This window comes from Alteribacter natronophilus (assembly GCF_006007885.1).
GTDB lineage: Bacteria > Bacillota > Bacilli > Bacillales > Salisediminibacteriaceae > Alteribacter > Alteribacter natronophilus.
On record NZ_VCRO01000001.1, the window covers coordinates 985,109 to 1,006,186 of the forward strand.

The window sequence follows — 21,078 nt, forward strand, 5'->3', positions numbered from 1 at the left end:
TCACACCTTCCTGGGATTGGCCGCTTTATCTCTCAGCCTTGTTATAAGGATCACACCAAAAACAGGAGCTCCTATAAGAGCAGTAATGACGCCAATGGGGAGTTCCTGGGGTGAGAGAATTGTTCTGGCAATCACATCTGCGAACACCAGGAACGCACCACCGGCAATAGCTGAGAGTGGGACAAGATGTTTATGATCCGGGCCCGTCAGGAGCCTTACGAAGTGAGGAACCACCAGACCAACAAACCCGATCATACCTGATACCGCCACAGCAGCCCCTGTCAGAATGGCAGCTCCCGTTACTATCACCTGTTTTTTTCGCTTTACGTCGATGCCGAGATGCCGTGCAGACTGTTCCCCGAATGCAAACACATTCAGTTCACGCCAGTTGAATAAAAGGAAAGCTGATCCGGCAATGAAAAAGGGTACAATCAGCCCTACATGAGTCCACCCTCTCATTCCCACCGATCCCATCAGCCAGTGAATAATCTGCCTCAGCTCTTCGCCGCTCAGTGCGATCATCAGGGAGATAAAAGAGCCCAGGAATGAGCTCAGCACTATCCCCACAAGAATAATGGTTTCCACTGCCATCGTCCGGCTCACTACTCTTGCAAATAAAAGCACGAGATACAGTGAAAAAATCCCTCCTGCAATTGCAGCCACAGGCAGGGTAAAGCTGCCAAGTACAGGCAGGGTAATCCCGAAATAGATCACCCCGACAGCACCGACTGCTGCACCGGAAGAAGCCCCCAGCGTATATGGATCAGCAAGCGGATTACGGAGCAGACCCTGAAATGCAGCACCGGCTGCAGCAAGAGAGGCACCTGCGAACACTGCCAGAAGGACACGGGGCAGACGGATTTCGGTGACAATGTGGACTCGTGACGGTTCAAGCTCCCCTGCTGTAATACCCGGAAGCATCTGAAGAAGAATTCTTATTACCTCTCCGGGTGGTATTGTGACACTGCCAATACCTGTTCCGACTGTCACCGCAAGTAAAAGGACGATCAGGGCCAGGGCATATTTCCAGGCGGCCTGCTTTCTAATAGCGGTCAGGGTAGATAATTTCGGCAAGTGTCTGCAGTCCTTCTATCATACGGGGCCCCTGGCGGGTTACTGTATTAGGGTCTTCCAGTTCATAAATCCGCTCGTTTTCCACAGCAGGCACACTCTGCCATGCAGATCGATCAAGTACCTGTCCCCGTGCATCCTCCGTGTATGCCCCGTACGTAAGAACGATCACATCCGGGTTCCGGCTCACTACGTCTTCTTCGGTGAACTGCACCCACATCTCTTCTTCTCCAGCCACATTATCGGCTCCGATCAGCGTCAGCATTTCATCGGCAAAGGTTCCCGAACCTGTAGTGTAAAGGTCTTCGCTGACTTCGAACCAGACAGTTGCCCGCTCATCTTCCGGAATCTCTGCCCCTGTTTCCCTTACTTCTTCGACTGTCTGTTCCATTTCGGAAATAAGGTCATCTGCTTCATCGGTTCTGCCCAGTGCTGAGCCCGCAAGCTCAATAACGTCGAACAGTTCTTCAAAACTATTGGCATCATTAAGAACCACAACAGTAATCCCCGCATCCTCAATCTGATTAATCTCATCAGGCTGGTTAATAATACTGGCCATTACCAGATCAGGATCCATCTCAATAACCTGCTCCACGTCGATTGACATATCTCCCACTGTATCCATCTCGCTGACTTCAGGGGGATAGTCATCATTTGCTGTAACAGCAGTCAGCTGATCCCAAGCATCAAGTCCGTAAATCAGTTCGGTATTACTCGGGACAAGGGAAATAACTTCAGCAGGTTCTTCGTCAAGCGTAACTGCCTCTCCCCTCGCATCCTCAACAGTAACAGGAAAGGCCTGATCATCCTCCTGATCATCTGTGTCTTCATCTGTTACATCCACGCTGTCTTCCTCACCGGCCTGATCCGTGTCATTGACCCCATTTTCATCATTTTCCACAGCTGCATCGTCGGTACCTCCGCAGGCTGCCGCAATGACCATTGTGCTGCCGATTACCGTTGTTAAAAAAGCCCTTTTCATCTTTCTCTCTCCCTTATATGTATTATGTGTAAATGCCCAACGTCCGGAAGAAGGAGTTCGCGATAGCCTTCAGCATGCCCGGAGCAACGGCTGGCACTTTGTTACCCGGAGCCTGACTGCAGCCATACAAAAAAGCTTTGAAGTAAGCCTTCAAAGCGGAAAGATGTGCATATGAAAAATACCGGAAAACAGACATACAGTCTGTGATCCCGTTTTTCACTGCTATTACCTTTTTCCCGAAGGCATAAAATACTTTAAGGCAGGTCTCCTGACTCGTGCACATGGGGCTGTTATCTTCCTTCCCGTCATTTTGACAGTGGAATGGAACGCGATCCAAATTGCGTATACAATACACAATGATCACAGCCGGCACACTTACAGTGGCGGGACCGTGCCGGATTTTCACCGGCTTCCCTTTTCGCACGCCTGTTACAGCGTGACCTTAAAGCAGCAGACGTATGAAGTTCATTTACTCGTTTTATTATACAACACTATTAAACATTCGTCACAGATTATCTTATTTCTGGTCTCTGTTTATGAAATCCCTTACAATAGATGAATAGAATTCAGGAAGGGAGGGCTGATAATGAGCGTAAATCAGCATAAACGTGAAGCCCCGGACTCTGTCGGCTGCATGGTCGTTACAGTGTCCGATACCAGAACAGAAGAAACAGACCGAAGCGGGCAGCTTATGATCGGGAAACTTAAGGAAAACGGTCACCGGATTACCGAGTATAAGATCATCAAGGATGACTATACAGCAGTACAGGAAGCGGTCATGGAGGCAGATGCCCGGGTAGACACGGCAGCTGTTCTGATTAATGGAGGTACAGGCATTGCCCTGAGGGACACAACTTTTGAAGCTGCAGAGGCTATTCTTGATAAAACAATACCGGGCTTCGGGGAACTTTTCAGGTACCTGAGCTACGAAAAGGATATCGGCCCGGCAGCCATGCTCAGCAGAGCCACAGCAGGGGTGCGGGGCAGTACTGCGGTCTTTTCCACCCCCGGCTCCAGCGGCGCTGTCCGGCTGGCGATGGAGGAGCTGATTATTCCTGAACTGGGGCATGTGGTGCGGGAGATCAGGAAGGATAGGTAAAAAAACGCCGCTGTGGCAAAACCCGGCTAATAAAAAGGGCCCTCACCATGGGTGAGAGCCTTTTCCTGTATTCAGTATTCTAATAGCTGATTATTCAGTAAAACACCCGCTTGCCCCGGGCAAGGCTTCAGCTGGCCGGGACAGACCTCCCACCTGCTGTTTCAAGCGATGTTTCTGATGTATCGGCAGTATCAAACACAGCCTAATTTTCCGGAATAAACACGGAAAAAGTTGTACCTTCATTCACTTTACTGTGTACCGACACTTTCCCCTTATGAGCATGAACGATATTCTTCACAATCGCCAGGCCGAGCCCTGTACCTGCTCTTCCACGGGTCCGTGCTTTATCAGCTTTATAGAACCGTTCAAACACAAACGGAAGATCTTCCTCAGGTATACCGCACCCGGTGTCCTTTACGTCAAATCTGACTCCATTCTCCTCTTCTTCAAGTACCAGAGTGACACGTCCGTTTTCCGGCGTATGGCGAACGGCGTTATCAAGAAGGTTGGTCAGAACCTGCTCCATTCTGTCTTCATCCACAGCAAGATTCCGGCTTACATGGCCGATCTCCCCGGAAAGTTCCACATTGTGTTCATTTGCCACCGTTGTAAACTTTTTAAATACCCGTTTGGCAAACTCACGAAGATCCGTCTCATCCACGTTAAGCTGAATGTGGCCTGCTTCCATTCTGGCAAGATCCAGAAGTTCGTTTACAAGCCGTCCCATCCTGAGGGACTCATCATAAATGATTTGTGCCAGTTCCTTCTTTTCTTCCTCAGAACCTGCAATGTCATCAATAATGGCTTCACTGTACCCCTGCAGCATGGAAATGGGAGTACGGAGCTCATGGGATACGTTTGCGACAAAATCCTTCCTGAGCTTGTCGTGAAGACGCTCTTCGGTCATGTCCCTCAGCACAGCCACAGCCCCGCGTATATTACTGTCATCGTAAAGCGGAGTCATGACGATCACCCAGTTGCGTCCCTGAACATCCACTTCAACAATCTGTTCCTCTTCGTTTTCCAGAACCTTTCTGTACAGTTCGCCAATTTCCTCAGGCAGGTCGGAATCGCTCTCAGAACCGTTCTCAAAACGCCAGGCAGCGGCAAAGGACTCAGCAGGCGGGTTCATTACTTTCATTTCCCCCCGCCGGTCAACAGTAATAACCCCATCCGCCATGGAACTCAGAATACGGGACAGCTGTTCTTTCTCACGATTGAGTGCAGCCAGGTTTACGTTCAGTGTTCTTGCCATCCTGTTAAACGCCATGGCAAGAAGACCGATTTCATCACTCGTCTGGATCGGTACTTTTGCGTTGAAATTCCCTTTTGCCACTTCCAGAGAAGCTTTTCTCATCCTTCGAAGCGGAGCCGTAATTCTGGTTGTTAAAAAAAATGCAAATACAGTGGTCAGGACAATGGCTACACCCGCACTGAGAAAGATAATGTTTTTTGTCTGTGCGGAAGCCTCCTCTACGATATCAAGCGGCTGATAGAGATAAACAGCTCCTGTCTGTCCATCCGAGATAAAGGGTTTTCCGACAAGCAGGAGGTCCTGATATTCGCCGCCTCCCCCATTCAGTTCATATCCCCCGCGCTGCACCACGGTTTCCCTTTCTGACATGACCCTGGCCAACTCACTGTCGGAATAAAAAAGTTCGATCGGCAGTTCCCTGGAAGTTCTGCCGGAAGAATACCAGTATTCCTCCTCATCAAGAACGATGACGGACTTTGTGGCATAAGTATCTGCGATCCGGCTTCCCATAGCCACGGCTGCTTCACCCGTATGATTATCCTCCATCAGTCCGACAATCAGAGAAGCATGATTGAGAAGCTGCTCCTCCGCCTGTTCACTGTGAAACCGGTCAAAATACTGCAGAAGGAGGACTGTGAGGACAAGAAGAACCACACTTACCAGAAGGAGAATTGTAGCCCATAGTTTTCCAACGACGCTGCGCCAGAACATTACTGTCTTCCAGCCTCGAACTTATAACCGATTCCCCATACGGTGGAAATCATATTGGCGGCTTCAGGGGAAATCTTATTAAGCTTTTCCCTGAGGCGTTTTATATGGGTATCAACCGTACGGAGATCACCGAAAAATTCATAGTTCCATACGTTTTTCAGGAGATCCTCCCGGGCAAAGACTTTATCCGGTGCCTGCGCCAGATATAAAAGAAGCTCATACTCCTTTGGTGTAAGGCTGATTTCCTCATCGTCAACCAGCACACGGTGCGCATCATTATCGATTGTGAGATGCGGAAATACAATGACATCCTTTGCAGCTGTTTCGGTCTGCAGGAATTTGGTCGTTGATGCACGCCTAAGCAGTGCTTTTACCCTCAGCACCACTTCCCGGGGACTGAAAGGCTTTACAATATAATCGTCAGTTCCTGCTTCAAACCCCTGAACACGGTTTGCTTCCTCACCTTTTGCGGTAAGCATGATTACCGGGGTTGCTTTATACTTTCTGAGTTCCTCACAGACTTCGATGCCGTCAATTCCAGGCATCATAAGATCGAGAAGGATCAGATCATAATCTTCATTCATTGCCATCTCCAGCGCTTTCTCTCCATTTTCTGCATCATCGACGGTATAGTTTTCCCGTTCGAGATACATTTTGAGTAATCGCCTGATCCGCTCTTCGTCATCAACAACGAGGAGTCTTGCTTCTGTTGTGTCCATCCGTGCATACCTCCTGTTCAAAAACTTCCGATATTGGGCAGTGAAAATCTCCTATCTTTTCTCAGTTTACCATTACAAATATGAAAGCGTCACCGGATGGACACGAAACCTTTGTCAATCCGGTGAATTTTATACCGCCCCTTCCCTTGTAACGTACCCTTTTTCCCATAGTAAAACCCGCTGCACAGGGCAGCGGGTCTGTTTTACATGGCATAGGAGTGGAGTCCTGCAATAACCAGGTTTACAAAGATCAGGTTGAACATAATAATTGCAAATCCGATCACACAGAGCCAGGCACTTTTCTCGCCGTGCCATCCTCTCGAGAGGCGAAGGTGAAGATAGGCTGCATAAAACAGGAACGTGATAAGCGCCCATACTTCCTTTGGATCCCAGCCCCAGAAGCGTGTCCAGGCAATCTGGGCCCAGATCATGGCAAAGATCAGCCCGCCCAGTGTGAAGATCGGGAATCCGATGGCAATCGCCCGGTAACTAAGTTCATCGGCACTCTGGGGATTGACGCCTTTTACAAGCGGCTGAAGTGCCCCGCCAATCGGTTTACGCAGGACAAGACGCAGCAGCCAGTAAAGAGCGGTACCGGCAATAAATGCCCAGATAACCGCATTCAGATCATCTGCAACGATAAAATCCGGAGCAAGAAGAAGCGGGTTCGATCCGGTCTCGGAAGCAAGCTCCGCTTCGTTCGGCCCGATAATCGCCGGAAGCTGATACTCCATCTGAGCCTGTTCACCGTATTCATTCGTGTAATTGAATTCTTTTTCGTAGCCGGCAGCACCAAATCCCATGTTCAGAAGGACGTGTCCGACAAAGCAGAGAAGACCGAACAGTACCAGCTCCAGGGCGGTTACTTTCTTTGATTTTGCCTTGAAATCGGTCACACGGATAAGATAAACGAGTCCGGCTGCAAACCCGACAGCAAGAATTCCCTGTCCAAGAGCCGTTGTAATAACGTGAATCTGAAGCCACCCTGTCTGCAGCGCCGGGATGAGCGGCTGAATCTCTGTTGGAAATACCGAAGCGTAGGCAATGATCAGCATGACGATCGGCATCGTGAATAGTCCCAGCACTCTGCTCTTATAGATCGGATAAATAATGACAAATCCAAGACCCATCATAATTCCGAGAAACGTCGTATACTCAAACATGTTACTGACCGGTGCGTGACCCGCTGCAATCCAGCGGGTTACAAAATAACCGATCGCAGATACAAAAGCGAGAACGGACGAAATGTAGCCGTATGTTCCAGTCCGGTTCTTTTCGTCACCCTCTTTATTTTTAAAGCGGCCGCCTGTAATGGATACAGCGAAAAACACTGTAGCCAGGAAATACAGGAAAAATGCAGCCAGAAGCAGATTACTGCTTGTCTGAGCCAGCGTCGCCATGGTTACTCTTCACTCCTTCATCCCTCGTACCGTCAGTCTCTTCCTTTTCCGCCTGGTCTGCAGGTTCCGGAAGTCCAGTTTTTTCCGAAAGCCAGGAAAAATCCTTTTTGAGGGCATTCCAGTTTTTATTAGCGTGTCCGGCAAGAAGCAGTTCGCCGTCACGCTCCTGAATCCATATACGTCTGTGATGCCAGTACGCCCCCTGCACAAGTCCGATCATGAAAATAATACCACCTGCGATGAGAATCGGGATTGTCCGGTCACGTCTTACAGCAAGGGCGCTTACATGGTTCGTATCAAAATCAACCATCCGGAGGCGGTAGTCACTTTCCTCCGATAGGGGATTATTCACCTGTATGCCGACCATGCTCATTTCACCTTCCTCTTCACCAGGAGGGGTGATTTCCACAATGAAACGCGGGTTGTCGGGAATACGGTTGAGGGTACCCGGTTCATTATTCTCAAATACATAGTTCGGGAAATACTCCAGAATCTCAACCGTAAAGCCGTTATCCATTTCATAAACGGTTTCAGGATCGTACAGGTTCACATCAATTGTTTCACTGTACAGTTCATCGTCTGTTCCTTCTTCAGGCTCCACGGCGAAGGTGAATTCGGACAGTTCATTGAGCTTGAAATCAACCTGATACAGGGAAAAACCGTCAAAGGTGAGCGGGTTGTTCACCCGAATCGGGAATTGCTCCACTTCATCCGGCTCTACACCTGAACCAATCGTTTCCGATGTCTGCTGAAACAGCGTAACCGTTGTCTGATAGGTCTTGGCTACTGCACTGGCCTGCTGGGGGTTGTTTATAAACCTTTCATCTTCATCATCGTAAAATTCAATCAGGAATTCCTCGTTCCGGACAGAATACTCCCCTCCGGTTCCTTTAACTTCCACAGTCTGACCCTCCCTGACCCAGATATGGTCATCCAGATACATTTCAGGAAACAGACGAAGTGTAGCCCCGATCAGGAATATGATGAGTCCGATATGGTTCACATACGGGCCCCAGCGGGAAAAACGGCCTTTTTCCGCGAGGAGATTTCCATTTTCCTCTCTCACACGGTAGCGTTTTTCCCGGAGTGCATCCCCCGCCTTTTTCAGACGATCGTGAGCATCCTCTCCCGCTCTTTCTGTGTGATAAAGACGCTGACGCTTCATAAATCCCGGGTGACGTGTCACCCGCTGATTTTTAAGCGCTCTGTACAGCGGGAAAAACCGGTCAATACTCGCAATGATGAGTGAGGTGGCAAGCCCCGCCACAAGGAGCATATACCACCAGGAACTGTATAGGTTATGAAAGCCCAGCTGGTAAAAGAGCTGACCTGCCGTCCCATATTCCTGCTGATAATACACAGACGCCCGTTCCCCGGGAGGAATGAACATCTCCTGAGGAAAAACTGTTCCCAGTGAGGACGCAATCAGAGTGAGAACGATGATCCATACGCCGACCTTTACGGATGAAAAGAAGTTCCATATTTTATCCACTATCGTTCTGCTGTATGTCTGTGAGCGGCGAGCCGCCCCTTCGTAACGCATGTTTACAAGGCCTTTTCCCTGGTCTTTCAGTGGTTTACCGCACGATTCGCACAGTTCCGTGCCGTAGGGATTTTCATGGCCGCATTCACAAATCACTTTCTTCATGGTGACCCCCTACCCGCTGCCCGGTACTAATTTATCCAAAGCCTCAAGAACCTGGGCTTCGGTTTTGCCGCCGATCTGTCTTTCAACAACGGCTCCTGATTCATCAATAAGGAATACGGCAGGCAGACTCCGAACACCGTAGGCGTTACTAACCCGCATTCCACGATCGATAACATTGGCATAAGGGACGCTGTGCCTGTCAATATAGCGCTGCACCGAAACGGACGGCTCGTCTACGTTGACTGCAACGATTTCTACCCCTTTATCCCTGTAGTCTTCATGATAATCCTTCAAGTACTCCATCTTATCCCGGCAGTAGGCGCAGTATGTTGCCCAGAACGTGAGGTATACACCACTTCCTTTCATTTCATCAAGGTGTACAGTGTTACCTTCCATATCCTCAAGAGCAAAGTCGGGCGCCTCGTCACCTGCATCCACAAGCCCCCGTTCTTCGGAGAAGTGAGTATAAAACGTATATCCGAGAGCTGCTGTCAGAACAAGAAGGATAGCAGTTCTTATGACCAGTCTCCTTTTTTTCATTCTTTCTCCCCTCAGTTACCGGCATGTTCTGCCGCACAGTTTAATCCACACTCTCATATTAGCATTCGCCCGGGAGAGTGAACAGGGAATTACCCCGGTCAAAAAATGAACATTATGTGACGGCAAGCTCACGCAGCTTTTTTACTTCATGGGGTTTCAGTTCCCGGTATTCTCCTGCATTAAGACCTTTAAGTGTTAAGAACCCATACTGTTCCCGCTTCAGCTTGTCCACGGGGTGACCGATCGCTTCCAGCATTCTCCTCACCTGCCGGTTTCTGCCTTCGTGAATGGTTATTTCAACAATAGCATTTTCTTTTTTGCTGTTCCCTCTGACGAGCTTCACGCGGGCAGGTGCTGTTTTGCCGTCTTCAAGCTCAATCCCCTTCTCCAGTGTTTTAAGTTTCTGGCGGGAAGGGATCCCTTTTACTTTTGCAATATACGTTTTATGGATCCGGAACTTCGGATGCATGAGCATATTTGCAAATTCCCCGTCATTGGTGAGAAGGATGAGTCCGGATGTATCGTAATCCAGTCTTCCAACCGGATAAATCCGTTTATCCGTTTCGACCAGGTCGGTTACCGTCTTTCTTCCATGATGATCATCTACACTTGAAATGACGGCCTGGGGCTTATATAAAAGGTAATAAACGGGTTCTTCCTTACCTACAGGAACTCCATCCACTTCAATTTCATCCGAGGATGGATCCGCTTTAGCACCAAGTTCCGTAACGACACTTCCATTTACTTTTACACGCCCCTGCTCGATAAGGCTTTCCGCTTTCCGTCGGGATGTAATCCCGGCCTGGGCTATGATTTTCTGTAATCTTTCCACAAACTTCACCTCTTCTGTCTGGTCGGCACTGCTCTTCACTGACAGTGTCGCCGCTGTGCACACTGTTTCAAACTTTTATTTTATCTTTTTTTTATCAAACTCTCAACGTGGAGGTTCCAGGAAGCGTTGAAATTGCTGTTTTAAGAGGTGAATCATGGTGCGGTTCAGGTATAGCTCCTGAATATACGCCACTTTCCTCAGGAAGCGGCTGAGGTTCCGTGTCCTTCGCAATGAGTAGACTCTCCTTCACAGTAAAAAACCCGCCGACAGGCGGGCGGGGCTAATGAATATACGACTGGAGGTGCACGAATCGTTCCTTAGTTATCCAAAAACGAGCGTAACAACTACAATAGCTGATGCAATGCCGATTACATCTGCAAGAAGGCCAACTTTGAGGGCGTCGCCCATCTTCTTAATTCCTACGGCTCCAAAGTACACCGTAAGCACGTAAAACGTTGTATCTGTACTCCCCTGCATTGTTGATGCAAGCCGGCCTATAAATGAATCGGGGCCGTGAGTGGCAATAAGGTCAGAAGTCATACCGAGTGCCCCTGTGCCCGACAGTGGCCGGATCATAGCAAGGGGAACAATATCGGCGGGCACTCCAAGGGCATGAAGTGCGGGCCTGATAAGATCAATAAAAAACTCCATCGCACCTGATTCCCTGAATACGCTGATAGCCACGAGCATGCCGACAAGGTAGGGAATAATAGCAAAGGACATCCCCACTCCCTCTTTTGCACCTTCCACAAAAGCCTCATAGGCCGGCACCTTCCGAATCACAGCCACCACAAGAATAAAGGCAATCAGACAGGGGATGATCCAGAGTGAAACAGCTGTAATCATTCCAATACCAATCACCCTCTTCCTTTCTGCACCCTCCGGTAATGGAAATACCTGTCAATAAGGACAGCGCCTGCCGTGGAGCATGCAGTTGCTATTATCGTCGTTCCGACTATTTCTGTAGGGGAAACCGAGCCATACTGAAGACGCAGTGAGATGACGGTTGTTGGAATAAGGGTAATACTTGCCGTGTTGATCGCAAGAAGCGTAATCATTGAACGGCTTGCCTCATCCCGTCCCCCGTTAAGCTTTTTCAGCTCCTCCATTGCTTTTATCCCCATCGGTGTCGCCGCATTTCCAAGACCGAACATATTTGCGCTCATATTGGAAAGAATGTATCCCATTGCCGGAGAATCTTTCGGCACCTCCGGAAAAAGCTTACGTACCAGGGGTCCCAGAAGTCTGCTCATCCCTCTGAGAATACCACCCTGTTCGGCAATTTTCATTAAACCGAGCCAGAATACAAGAACACTGATCAGACCAATACAGATCGTTACTGCTTCCCTGGCCCCTTCAAATACAGCTTTATTAACCTGGTCCATTGTCCCGTTTACGGCTGCAAAAGCAATCCCGACGACGAACAGTATGACCCAGATCAGATTAACCACTTGTCTTCACACCAGTAACCGTAAAGAACACATCCCACATCTTCTGCCAGAATGTCCGGTGATCCTTTCTTTCCGTCACGTAGGACAGCGGAACAGCCCCGATCCTTTCCTCTTCCAGGTAAACCTGAATTGATCCGATGGGATCGGGATAACCCGTGTCCTCCCAGCGGGGATCAGGTTTAAGGAGAGTCACTCTGCTTTCAACAAGGCCTTCTTCCTCTTCTGTAAGCGGATATTCAAAGCTGTAATCGGCAAATACCCTGCCTTTGTATACCTCGTCCTTTATTCCTTTAACTTTCCCTTCCTTCACAAGCTCAGTAATCGTCAGATTGTCAAACGCCCAGTTGAACATATTCATATGGTCCTGCCAGTCACTCCCAGCGTTGAGTGTAACAGCAGCAAGTTCGAGACCGTCTTTTGCAGCAGTGGAAACAAGTGTCCGCTTGGCACGTTTTGTGTAGCCGGTTTTGCCTCCCGTTGAGTAGGGATATAGCTGGGTGAGAAGCCGGTTTTTATTATTAAATACCCGGTAGCCGTTCTCCCGTTCCGAAGCCCGGTAGCTTTTTGTACCGGAAACTTCACGAAACGCACTGTTTTCCATCGCATATTTCGTAAGGAGTGCCATGTCGTAGGCAGTTGAATAATGTTCTTCATGATCATCAAGACCGTGGGGATTATTAAATACGGTTCCCGACATACCGATTTCACGTGCCTTTTCATTCATCATGTAAACAAAACCTTCGAGGCTCCCGCCAATATGTTCAGCGATGGCTACAGCCGCATCATTGCCGGAACGAAGCATTAACCCGTATACAAGATCTCTGAGCGGCAGCTTTTCACCGGCATAGAGGTATAATGACGAACCTTCTGTCCCTTCTGCCCTTGCTGACACCGTTACAATGTCTTCCAGGTTACCTTCTTCGATGGCAAGAAGAGCGGTCATGATCTTCGTAATACTCGCTATTCTCATCTGGGTATGTGCTTCTTTCTCATATAAGACCCTTCCACTTTCAAGCTCAATAAGAACTGCGCCCTGAGCCGATGTCTCTCCCGGGTAGCCTTCTCCATTCACCGGCAGAGGGTGAAAGGCAGTACTCCAGGCAAATATTATGAGAAAAATTGCTGTTGCTAATGTTTTCATTACACCGTCCCCCGGTCCAAGCATAGTTTGTACAAGTCTATGCCCAACCTCACCTGTTATGCTTTCTGAAAATGTATAATCCCTGTCCAGGGGTGGAAAATAAAGTAATCCGGATAGCGGGAAAGGAGAGTGGTGCGTTGGCTGTATTACAGGATCTGGGCTTAATTGTTTTCAGAATCAGCACGATTCTTCCAATTCTTCTTGCTGCAACCCTCTTTATGGGAAAACGCTCCATCGGTGCTCTTCCGGTATTTGATTTCCTTGTAATTATGACACTTGCTTCGGTCACCGGAGCTGATTTGGCCAACCCCGATATTCAGCACATCCACACTGTGGCTGCCATTCTGGGAATAGCCGTTCTCCAGCGCATGATTGCCTATATAATGATCAAGAGCAGAAGGTTTGAAAAACTTGTAACCTTTGAACCCACAATTGTCGTTCATAACGGGCGCATTTTACCGGGCAGCCTGAAAAAACTGCGCTATTCGGCAGATAATATTCTCCAGATGCTAAGGGAAAAAAACGTGTTCGATCCAGATGATGTGGAAGTGGCGATTGTGGAGGGAAACGGCAACCTCAGCGTGAGGATGAAACCCGAAAAAGATCACCTCTCTCCCGAAGATCTCAATATCAGTAAGAAGTCTTCGGGTATTGCGTACCCTGTCATACTGGAAGGAAAAGTATACGAAGAGGTTCTCTTTGATCTCGGTCTCGACAGGGAGTGGCTCAGAAACGAATTACTCGAAAAAGGAGTTCCAGGACAGGATGACGTTTTTTATGCAGCTGTAACGGATGACAGGCGTCTCCACATATCACTTAAAGATGAACAGAGAAAAGGTCCGCCGTTTTTTGATTAACCGGCGGACCTCCTTTAATTTTCGAGGTACATTTTCACCCTGCCCTTTACTTCCTCAAGCTCAAATGCACAAAGTTCATACATCTGCGCTGCCCGCTGATCACCCGTCTGAACCGCAAAGGACTGTAATTCTGCTTCTGCTTTAATAAGTGCAGTGAGAAGCATCCGTTTATCATTGACCTGTTTTGCGGGAAGTTTATCATCGAAAACATCCACATACAGCTGACCATCACCATCTGCCTGTGCAAAAAAAACATTATCCAGCGTAAGGTTACGCGCTTCGATCTCCGCTTCTATCCACTTACGGGAAAGACCGATCCTGTTAAGTCCTTCATCCTGTATGGATCCATCCCTTACCACAGTGACACTTTCTTTTCCGGGAGGCATTTCAATTCTTAAATCTTTAGCTGTAACAGGTCTTCGGTCACTTTTAAGAAGCACATCCACTTCACCAGTATCTTCAAGCATGGCAAATTCAACATCCTGTAAATTAAAAACACCCTTTTTCCTTAGCCCGGCCTCAAGGTCGTCAGTAGAAAAACGCTGCTTTTTCATTTCATCTTCAAGAATCTTTCCGTCTTTTATGACCGGAACAGGTGTGGCCTGCAGCCACATCCGAAAGCTCCTGCTTTTCTGTTTAAGAATCTGAACAGCAAACAGGATCATGGATGCAGCAAAAAAACCGATGAGCGGGTAAACAGCAGGAACCGTAAGCAATACTGTCCCCACTCCCAGCATAGCTGCAAAAAATGCCATCAGCAGCACTTCGGTCTGGGTCATGTGCTGAATATTTTTCCGCACAAGCAGTCTTGCAGAAGCAAGGATCAGGACAACCGCGCTTACTGTTCTCAGTATTACTTCAAGCCAACCCGGCATACAGAGTCATCTCCTTTTTCTTTCAGTTCATCATTGGGGAGGCGTCGTTTCCAGCTCGTTTATACGCGTCTCGAGACGGGCTGCCGTTGTACGTATTTTAAGCATCGATTCCCGGTACACATCATGCGCTTCTTCTGAAGCAGTCTGAATCTGAAGTTCCGAAAGCCCTGCTTCAAGCATGTGAAGAGAGGCAAGACACCCTCTGACACTTTTTATATCCTCCACACAATCACCGTCTTTCTTATTTTCAGTTTAAGGAATGTATAAAGAAACTGCGATTCAATCCTGTTTCTACCCTTTCGGCCTGAAAATAAGGGCCGCGAGAAAGGAGAAGATGATAGCCGAAGAAATACCGGCACTGGTGACCTCAAATATTCCGGTTACGATACCAATCAGACCGTTTTGATTTGCTTCAGCCACTGCACCGTGTACGAGAGCGTTACCAAAGCTTGTGATCGGAACCGTGGCGCCTGCTCCCGCGAAATCAATAAGTGGTTCATACAGGCCGAGCCCGTCAAGAACCGCTCCGCTTACAACGAGGGCGCTCATCGTATGAGCCGGAGTAAGTTTACCCACATCCATCAGCAGCTGTCCGATTACACAGATCAGCCCTCCGACAATAAAAGCCCAGACAAATGTCATCATGACTCTGCTCCACCTCCCGATTCAATGGCAACCGCATGTGCGATGCACGGAATGGATTCCTTCTGCTGATAAGTAAGGGGAGAAAGCAGTGCTCCCGTTGCAACGACAAGAATACGATTGAGTTCGCCGTTATTAATACGCCTGAGAAGGTGACCATATAAAACTGTGGCAGAGCACCCCGCTCCACTGGCACCTGCAAATACAGGCTGATCGTCATTATAGATAAGCAGACCGCAATCCTTGAACTTCTCGGGATCTATTTCGGTACCCTGTTCCCTGAAAAGGTCAAGAGCGATGTTTCTCCCGATTTTTCCGAGGTCGCCTGTAATAATTAGATCATAAAAGTCAGGCTCCACTCCTCTCTCGTTCAGGTGTGCAGTGATTGTATCAACAGCTGCCGGAGCCATGGCTGCTCCCATATTGTACGGATCGGAAAGCCCCATATCGATTACTTTTCCGATGGTGGCAGAAGTCACAACAGGTCCGTCACCTTTCTGTGCGAGAAGAGCCATACCGGCCCCGGTTACCGTCCACTGGGAGCTGGGGGGTTTCTGGGCGCCATATTCGGTCGGATACCTGAATGTTTTCTCTACTACACAATTGTGGCTCACTGCACCGGTCATAATGAGATCTGCTCCACGGCAGTTCGTGATAAAAGCTGCAAGGGCGAGCCCCTCCATCGAAGTTGAACAGGCCCCAAACAGACCGAAGTACGGAATACAGAGCGTACGGCAGGCAAATGAACTTGATGTAATCTGGTTTGAAAGATCTCCTGCAAAAATAAACTGGACATCTTCAGGCTTTTTGGACACTTTATCAAGCGCCTGATTTGCTGCATCTTCGAAAAGCTTTTTCTGTGCCTTTTCGTAGCTGTCCTGGCTGCACCACAAATCCTCATGAATGACATCGTAATCATCAGCAAGCAGTCCTTCTCCTTCAAAGGGCCCTACCGCTGTTCCGGCTGACAGAATGACCGGTCTGTTCTGAAACGTCCACGTCCGCTGTCCTGAAATCATCCCGTCAACCCCCTTCAAATCCTGTCAGATTCAGTATGAGTGCAATAATAAATGCAGCAAATGTGCCAAAGACGATGACTGACCCTGCAAGCTTGAACATGTTCCCGCCCACTCCAAGCACATATCCTTCCGTCCGGTGCTCAATGGCAGCAGAAGCCATACTGTTTGCAAATCCGGTTACCGGAACGGCCGTACCTGCCCCTGCAATCTGGGCAAAGCGATCATAAACGCCCAAACCGGTAAGCAGGACGGCGATAAAAATCAGTGTGGCAACTGTCGGGTTCCCGGCAGTTTTTTCGGTGAAATCAAACTGATACATATAAAACAGCTGGATCGCCTGTCCGAATACGCAGATCAGTCCACCGATCAGAAAAGCTTTAATACAGTTTGCGACCACAGGCCTTTTTATTTCGTGTTTCTGCGCCGTATCCTGATACTGCCGCTGTTCCGGCGTCAGGTTCTGCATTTTCTTTTTCTTTCCCAAATCTGTTCCTCCTTTCTACCCTCTCATATCATCCTCAATTTTTTTGAGCCTTTTTTTAAGCTCTTTCCGATTCAGTTTATTTCCGCTCAGTTCCGTCTCGAGCTTCTTTAAATCAGAGGATATTTTCCGGTCAGTGCTGACATGGATATTGGCATCCGGGTATTTTTCTGCCGCTCTGTCGTGTGCTGCTTTCCGGATTCGATCCAGAAAGAACCTGTCAAACCCTTCAACCGTCAGCGCCATATAAATATCATTATCCACTGACGCTCCCCTGACTTCCTTCACTTCCTTCATCCGAACAAGCCGGCGTTTTACGGTGTCAGCTTCTTTCTGTGAGACATCGCTCTGGGCTTCGATATAGGAGGCAGTTGCCTGCTGTTTATTCTGTCCTCCTGCATCATCTGTTTTACCGCACGCGCCGAGTGCAGACAGTGCGGCGATTATAAGGAGTAATGTCAGGGCAACTCTCAGTTTCACGGTGAACATCCCCTTTCCGGTTGCTGCATGATTTTTGCCGTCCGAAAAGTGACAGCCGGAGGCGTATACACTTATAATGGCTCACCGGTGTTATAAATTATTCGTTCATGCTAACCCTAACAGGGATAACGATTCAGGAGTGTGCAACGATGAATACAACCTTCCCCTCTCTTACAATTGAATTGCTTGCAGGATTTTTTGCGCTCCTGATTCTCACAAAAGTTCTGGGCAAAACACAGATTACCCAGCTGACTCCCTTTGATTTTATCTCCGCACTCGTGCTTGGGGAGCTGGTTGGAAATGCCATCTATGATAAGGAAATCGGGTTAAACTACGTTCTTTATGCTGTGGTTTTCTGGGGAGGACTGATCTTTACAGTGGAATTTATCACACAAAAGTGGAAGCGAACCCGGGGAATTTTAGAAGGAAAACCTTCCATAGTCATCCGTGATGGAGTGATTGACCGGGAGGAGTTACGGAAAAGTAAGCTTGACCTGAATCAGCTGCAGCATCTGCTCAGGGATAAAGATGTTTTTTCGATGGAGGAGGTCGCCTATGCGGTACTCGAGCCGAACGGGACAGTAAATGTAATGAAAAAAGGGCCTTATCAGGCTGCAGTCAGGCAGGATCTGAAACCGGGTGAAAAGAAACAGGATACTTTACTTCCCATTTCCATTATCAGTGACGGGGAATGGGTCAGCGAAAACGTCGGGCAGATTCCGTTTTCAAAGGAAGACATTGAACAAACTCTGGCCGGGAACGGTATTCCGGTAAGGGATATTCTCTATGGGGAATATACAGAAGGAAAGCCCCTCTATATTCAGATTAATCACTTTCCCTATGTAAAAAAAATCGAGCTGTCATCCGGCGGGTCAAGGAACAGCCCTCCGTAAAGGCTAAATCAGCCCAAACAAAAAAACGCCCCGCACGAATGCGGAGCGCAGTTTCAATTACCTGCCGCCAGCCCTGTAATCTGTGTAGGCTTCAAGTTCTTCCCTCAGTTTCTGAATGCAGTCCTCACAGGACATCATCATGGCCGTCACTCTATCAGGCACCGGGAACCGGAATACCACGGCATGTTTTCCGCAGTATGCGGCTCGGCTGTCTTCGTACCACGTATCCAATCGCGGCTGAAAAAACTCCTCCACACAGTAGTGATAAACCCAGACCATTCTTTTTGAGGCATGGTCCTGCTGAAGGGTATTACGGCGGAGGAGTGTTTTACACGCCTCGACTGCTTCATCACTGTAAACAAGCAGACGTCTCAGCTGATCCAGCAGAAGGGACAGATCCTCTTCTTTCACCGAATCCTCCCCCGTCTCTTCAATAAGCATGGGCAGAGTTACGTTATTCAGGAAATCCCTTATAATACCAGCTGATAAGCTGAGCTTTTCCACTGTTACGCCAAGCTCACGTCTGATTGAATCGGTTCCCATAAAGACCTCCTTGAGCTTATCGTACTATAGCTTATGAAGCCTGTACGTAAAGAATGCTAGGACGGTTCATCAAATTGTTCCTGAAATCGCTCAAAAAAGAGATCCGCTTCCCCTTCAGCATCCTCTGTATCAGGATTCTCCGGAAGAGGCGGCAGTTCTTCAATCGACCGCAGGCCGAACTGTTCGAGAAATTCAGGCGTTGTTCCGTAAAGAATGGCACGGCCTGTACCTTCCGCACGGCCCGCTTCCCTGATCAGCAGTTTCCCCATAAGAGTTCTGATTGGCCGCTCTGATTTAACTCCCCTGACATCCTCAATCTCCACTCTTGAAACAGGCTGCCTGTAGGCGATAATAGCGAGCGTCTCAAGGGCAGCCTGGGAGAGGGTCGCACTTGCCGGAGACTGAACAAGTTTCTTAAAGTAGGGAGCATGTTCAGCTTTTGTTGTCAGCTGCAGAGTGCCGCCTGCCTCAAGGATCTGTATCCCTCTGTTTCCTTCGCTGTAGTCGGCAGTAAGCGCTTCTATCCCCTTGTTCACGCTCTCCAGATCCTCTCCGAGCACCTCGGCCAGCTGTTTTTTATCCATGCCTTCCTCTCCTGAAACAAACAGGAGCCCTTCAATCACGGCTTTCATTTCATCTGTTTTCACCGTTTGTCACCTCATGTCTGATAAACAACAATAGAATCAAAATTACCTTCCTGATCACAGCCGATCATCTTCGATTTCATGAGCTCAAGTACAGCAAGAAATGTGATGACTTTCTGGGGGCGTGAGCGCTCTTCAAAAAGTGCCTCAAAGGGTACGCGCCCAGGACCCTTACCCAGAACGTCCACAATCTCTGTCATCCTCTCATCAATCGAATATTCATCTCTGCGTACAGTCGAATAAACAGGTTCTCTTTCCTTTTTTCTGGAAGATATTCTGGAAAAGGCATCAAGCATATCATACAGCGTGACATCCACTTCCGATACGTCACGCTCCTCTTCCTCAGAAAGGGCAGAAAGATTACTTACCGGTTTTGAAAACAGCCTGCTTCGTTCCACTTCCTTTTCACGGAGATGCCCGGCCGCTTCCTTATATCGCTTATATTCGATCAGGCGCTTCATCAGGTCGTCCCGCGGGTCCTCTTCTTCATCAAGCAGCATCTCATCATCCTCGAAATCATCCTCCTGCCGCGGCAGAAGGTGGCTGCTTTTCATCTCCAGCAGAGTGGCTGCCATAACCAGATATTCACTGGCAATATCCAGCTGAAGCACTTTCATTGTCTTTATATAGTTCATATACTGGTCTGTAATCTCCGCTGCCGGAATATCATAAATGTCGAGGTCATTTTTCTGGATCAGGTGGAGAAGTAAATCGAGCGGGCCTTCAAAAGCCTGCAACTTCACGCTGTACTGCATATCATTTCACCCTGTTCATAAATGTCTGAAAGCATTATATCACACGTTTTCACAGCCGTACGGCGGAGAGCATAAATTTATCCCGAAAAAGTTCTGTGTTAAAGTAAAGGAAGAAAACGGCCGGAAAGGGGAAATTGTCTTGCACTATCCTGAAGAATACAAGCAGTATCTGCTATATTTTCAGGCAGAACGGGATCTGTTTGAATGTCATGAAATTATGGAGGACAAGTGGAAGGAAGACCGGCAGGACCACTGGCTGGCTTTAATTCAGCTTGCCGTCGCCCTGTATCATCACCGTCAGGGAAACTTCCCCGGGGCTGTGCGTCTCCTCAAAAAAGTGATAATAGCAGGAGAAAAAAGGAGCGATGTTTTCCGCTCGCTCGGAATTGATACCGCGGAATGGCTCCGCCTCCTCCGCAGAAGACTGGCTGTACTGGAAAAAGGAGAGCCGTACACATCGTTTAATCTTCCTTTCCGGGATTCAAAACTGGAAGAGGAAATGATTGAACGGAGCAGGACGGCCGGGTTCAGCTGGGGTAAACCTGAATCCAGCCTCGACAGAGCTCTCGTATACAAGCACAGCCTCCGCGACCGTTCTGAAGTGATTCAGGCAAGGGAAACGAGTCTGAGAAAAAAAAGAAAAGAAAGGGAGGCAGATTAGCCTTCCTTTCTTTCGTTTCCACTTTCATTACATGAATCCAGAAAAGAGGTTGTGGGTTTCGTCGGGCAAAGTGCTGTCGTCCCCAGGTGACTTTCCAGCTCCCGGACCATCCTTTTTCCAATCCCTTCGGATCTGAATGATGGATTCACACACAGGTGATGGAGGTAAGCACGCTCTCCATCCATTTCCACTCCCATAATTCCCACAAAAGTATCTTCTTCCTTCCAGAAATACAATTCCCAGTCCCGGTTACCGGAATACTGGTCCATTGTATTCTGCAGTTTTTTCACTTTTTTTTCTCCGGGCATATAGGAAAGCAGCCCCATGGCAATTTTCTTATAATCCTGTTGATACGGAATGATCATATTGTTCCCTCTTC

25 protein-coding genes and 1 riboswitch are annotated in these 21,078 nt (G+C 48.4%); of the genes, 4 read left to right on the forward strand and 21 right to left on the reverse strand.

The genetic code is table 11. From position 1 onward, the window contains the following. Entirely contained in the window at positions 1-1,074 is a 1,074-nt protein-coding gene (locus FGB90_RS04915) for a FecCD family ABC transporter permease (protein ID WP_138809429.1), read from the reverse strand. After that, positions 1,043-2,053: an ABC transporter substrate-binding protein gene (locus FGB90_RS04920; RefSeq protein ID WP_138809430.1), complete on the reverse strand. Its 1,011-nt coding sequence runs from the start codon at positions 2,051-2,053 to the stop codon at positions 1,043-1,045. Before FGB90_RS04920 ends, FGB90_RS04915 begins: the two co-directional genes overlap by 32 nt. A 241-nt stretch (positions 2,054-2,294) precedes the next feature. After that, a riboswitch (cobalamin riboswitch) is annotated at positions 2,295-2,513 on the reverse strand. A gap of 126 nt (positions 2,514-2,639) precedes the next feature. On the opposite strand from FGB90_RS04920, the gene FGB90_RS04925 reads away from it, so the two are divergent. Then, complete coding sequence (locus FGB90_RS04925) at positions 2,640-3,152, forward strand: MogA/MoaB family molybdenum cofactor biosynthesis protein (RefSeq protein ID WP_138809431.1); 513 nt, start codon at positions 2,640-2,642, stop codon at positions 3,150-3,152. A gap of 202 nt (positions 3,153-3,354) precedes the next feature. Here FGB90_RS04925 and FGB90_RS04930 read toward each other — a convergent pair whose 3' ends face one another. From FGB90_RS04930 to FGB90_RS04970, 9 genes are all read right to left on the reverse strand, one after another. Continuing rightward, positions 3,355-5,118 (reverse strand): ATP-binding protein, encoded by a 1,764-nt coding sequence (locus tag FGB90_RS04930; protein WP_138809432.1) that lies wholly within the window; start codon positions 5,116-5,118, stop codon positions 3,355-3,357. After that, a complete protein-coding gene (locus tag FGB90_RS04935) occupies positions 5,118-5,837 on the reverse strand; it encodes a response regulator transcription factor (RefSeq protein ID WP_138809433.1) in 720 nt (239 codons plus the stop codon). Before FGB90_RS04935 ends, FGB90_RS04930 begins: the two co-directional genes overlap by 1 nt. Positions 5,838-6,040: 203 nt before the next feature. Continuing rightward, positions 6,041-7,228 (reverse strand): c-type cytochrome biogenesis protein CcsB, encoded by a 1,188-nt coding sequence (gene ccsB, locus FGB90_RS04940; protein ID WP_138810014.1) that lies wholly within the window; start codon positions 7,226-7,228, stop codon positions 6,041-6,043. Further along, positions 7,209-8,885 carry a cytochrome c biogenesis protein ResB gene (resB, locus tag FGB90_RS04945; RefSeq protein ID WP_138809434.1) on the reverse strand — a complete coding sequence of 559 codons (1,677 nt, stop codon included), beginning with the start codon at positions 8,883-8,885 and terminating at the stop codon, positions 7,209-7,211. The genes ccsB and resB overlap by 20 nt, the downstream gene beginning before the upstream one ends. Before the next feature lie 9 nt (positions 8,886-8,894). Next, on the reverse strand, positions 8,895-9,425 hold the full coding sequence (resA, locus tag FGB90_RS04950; protein WP_138809435.1) for a thiol-disulfide oxidoreductase ResA: 531 nt from the start codon (positions 9,423-9,425) through the stop codon (positions 8,895-8,897). A gap of 112 nt (positions 9,426-9,537) precedes the next feature. Next, complete coding sequence (locus FGB90_RS04955; protein ID WP_138809436.1) at positions 9,538-10,257, reverse strand: pseudouridine synthase; 720 nt, start codon at positions 10,255-10,257, stop codon at positions 9,538-9,540. 321 nt (positions 10,258-10,578) lie between these two features. After that, positions 10,579-11,103: a spore maturation protein gene (locus tag FGB90_RS04960; protein ID WP_438502682.1), complete on the reverse strand. Its 525-nt coding sequence runs from the start codon at positions 11,101-11,103 to the stop codon at positions 10,579-10,581. A gap of 11 nt (positions 11,104-11,114) precedes the next feature. After that, the gene (locus tag FGB90_RS04965; RefSeq protein ID WP_138809437.1) at positions 11,115-11,708 is read right to left on the reverse strand and encodes a nucleoside recognition domain-containing protein; all 594 of its coding nucleotides are present in this window, start codon (positions 11,706-11,708) and stop codon (positions 11,115-11,117) included. Beyond that, the gene (locus tag FGB90_RS04970) at positions 11,701-12,849 is read right to left on the reverse strand and encodes a D-alanyl-D-alanine carboxypeptidase family protein (RefSeq protein WP_138809438.1); all 1,149 of its coding nucleotides are present in this window, start codon (positions 12,847-12,849) and stop codon (positions 11,701-11,703) included. Before FGB90_RS04970 ends, FGB90_RS04965 begins: the two co-directional genes overlap by 8 nt. 137 nt (positions 12,850-12,986) lie before the next feature. On the opposite strand from FGB90_RS04970, the gene FGB90_RS04975 reads away from it, so the two are divergent. Then, entirely contained in the window at positions 12,987-13,706 is a 720-nt protein-coding gene (locus tag FGB90_RS04975; protein WP_138809439.1) for a DUF421 domain-containing protein, read from the forward strand. 14 nt (positions 13,707-13,720) lie between these two features. Here FGB90_RS04975 and FGB90_RS04980 read toward each other — a convergent pair whose 3' ends face one another. From FGB90_RS04980 to FGB90_RS05005, 6 genes are all read right to left on the reverse strand, one after another. Next, positions 13,721-14,581 carry a DUF421 domain-containing protein gene (locus FGB90_RS04980; RefSeq protein ID WP_138809440.1) on the reverse strand — a complete coding sequence of 287 codons (861 nt, stop codon included), beginning with the start codon at positions 14,579-14,581 and terminating at the stop codon, positions 13,721-13,723. Positions 14,582-14,611: 30 nt separating this feature from the next. Further along, on the reverse strand, positions 14,612-14,806 hold the full coding sequence (locus tag FGB90_RS04985) for a hypothetical protein (protein WP_138809441.1): 195 nt from the start codon (positions 14,804-14,806) through the stop codon (positions 14,612-14,614). Between the two features lie 66 nt (positions 14,807-14,872). Then, complete coding sequence (gene spoVAE / locus FGB90_RS04990; protein WP_138810018.1) at positions 14,873-15,223, reverse strand: stage V sporulation protein AE; 351 nt, start codon at positions 15,221-15,223, stop codon at positions 14,873-14,875. Beyond that, positions 15,223-16,242 carry a stage V sporulation protein AD gene (gene spoVAD / locus FGB90_RS04995; protein ID WP_138809442.1) on the reverse strand — a complete coding sequence of 340 codons (1,020 nt, stop codon included), beginning with the start codon at positions 16,240-16,242 and terminating at the stop codon, positions 15,223-15,225. The genes spoVAE and spoVAD overlap by 1 nt, the downstream gene beginning before the upstream one ends. A 4-nt stretch (positions 16,243-16,246) precedes the next feature. Then, the gene (spoVAC, locus tag FGB90_RS05000; protein WP_138810019.1) at positions 16,247-16,708 is read right to left on the reverse strand and encodes a stage V sporulation protein AC; all 462 of its coding nucleotides are present in this window, start codon (positions 16,706-16,708) and stop codon (positions 16,247-16,249) included. Positions 16,709-16,741: 33 nt separating this feature from the next. Continuing rightward, complete coding sequence (locus FGB90_RS05005) at positions 16,742-17,203, reverse strand: YhcN/YlaJ family sporulation lipoprotein (RefSeq protein WP_171051705.1); 462 nt, start codon at positions 17,201-17,203, stop codon at positions 16,742-16,744. Positions 17,204-17,352: 149 nt separating this feature from the next. Between FGB90_RS05005 and FGB90_RS05010 the strand changes: the two genes are divergently transcribed. Further along, positions 17,353-18,096, forward strand: a complete 744-nt coding sequence (locus FGB90_RS05010) for a DUF421 domain-containing protein (RefSeq protein ID WP_138809444.1) — start codon at positions 17,353-17,355, stop codon at positions 18,094-18,096. A 57-nt stretch (positions 18,097-18,153) separates the two neighbouring features. Here FGB90_RS05010 and FGB90_RS05015 read toward each other — a convergent pair whose 3' ends face one another. From FGB90_RS05015 to FGB90_RS05025, 3 genes are read right to left on the reverse strand one after another with little or no spacing between them, the layout of a single operon-like run. Beyond that, positions 18,154-18,639, reverse strand: a complete 486-nt coding sequence (locus FGB90_RS05015) for a DUF3907 family protein (protein WP_138809445.1) — start codon at positions 18,637-18,639, stop codon at positions 18,154-18,156. Positions 18,640-18,695: 56 nt separating this feature from the next. Continuing rightward, positions 18,696-19,271 carry an SMC-Scp complex subunit ScpB gene (gene scpB, locus FGB90_RS05020; RefSeq protein ID WP_171051744.1) on the reverse strand — a complete coding sequence of 192 codons (576 nt, stop codon included), beginning with the start codon at positions 19,269-19,271 and terminating at the stop codon, positions 18,696-18,698. A gap of 26 nt (positions 19,272-19,297) precedes the next feature. Continuing rightward, positions 19,298-20,038, reverse strand: a complete 741-nt coding sequence (locus FGB90_RS05025) for a segregation/condensation protein A (RefSeq protein WP_138809447.1) — start codon at positions 20,036-20,038, stop codon at positions 19,298-19,300. Between the two features lie 139 nt (positions 20,039-20,177). Between FGB90_RS05025 and FGB90_RS05030 the strand changes: the two genes are divergently transcribed. Next, positions 20,178-20,699, forward strand: coding sequence for a DUF309 domain-containing protein (locus FGB90_RS05030; protein ID WP_171051706.1), 522 nt, complete (start codon positions 20,178-20,180; stop codon positions 20,697-20,699). Here the strand turns inward: FGB90_RS05030 and FGB90_RS05035 are convergent. Then, positions 20,696-21,064, reverse strand: coding sequence for a GNAT family N-acetyltransferase (locus FGB90_RS05035; protein ID WP_138809449.1), 369 nt, complete (start codon positions 21,062-21,064; stop codon positions 20,696-20,698). The two genes, FGB90_RS05030 and FGB90_RS05035, sit on opposite strands and share 4 nt — an antisense overlap. Positions 21,065-21,078: the final 14 nt, after the last annotated feature.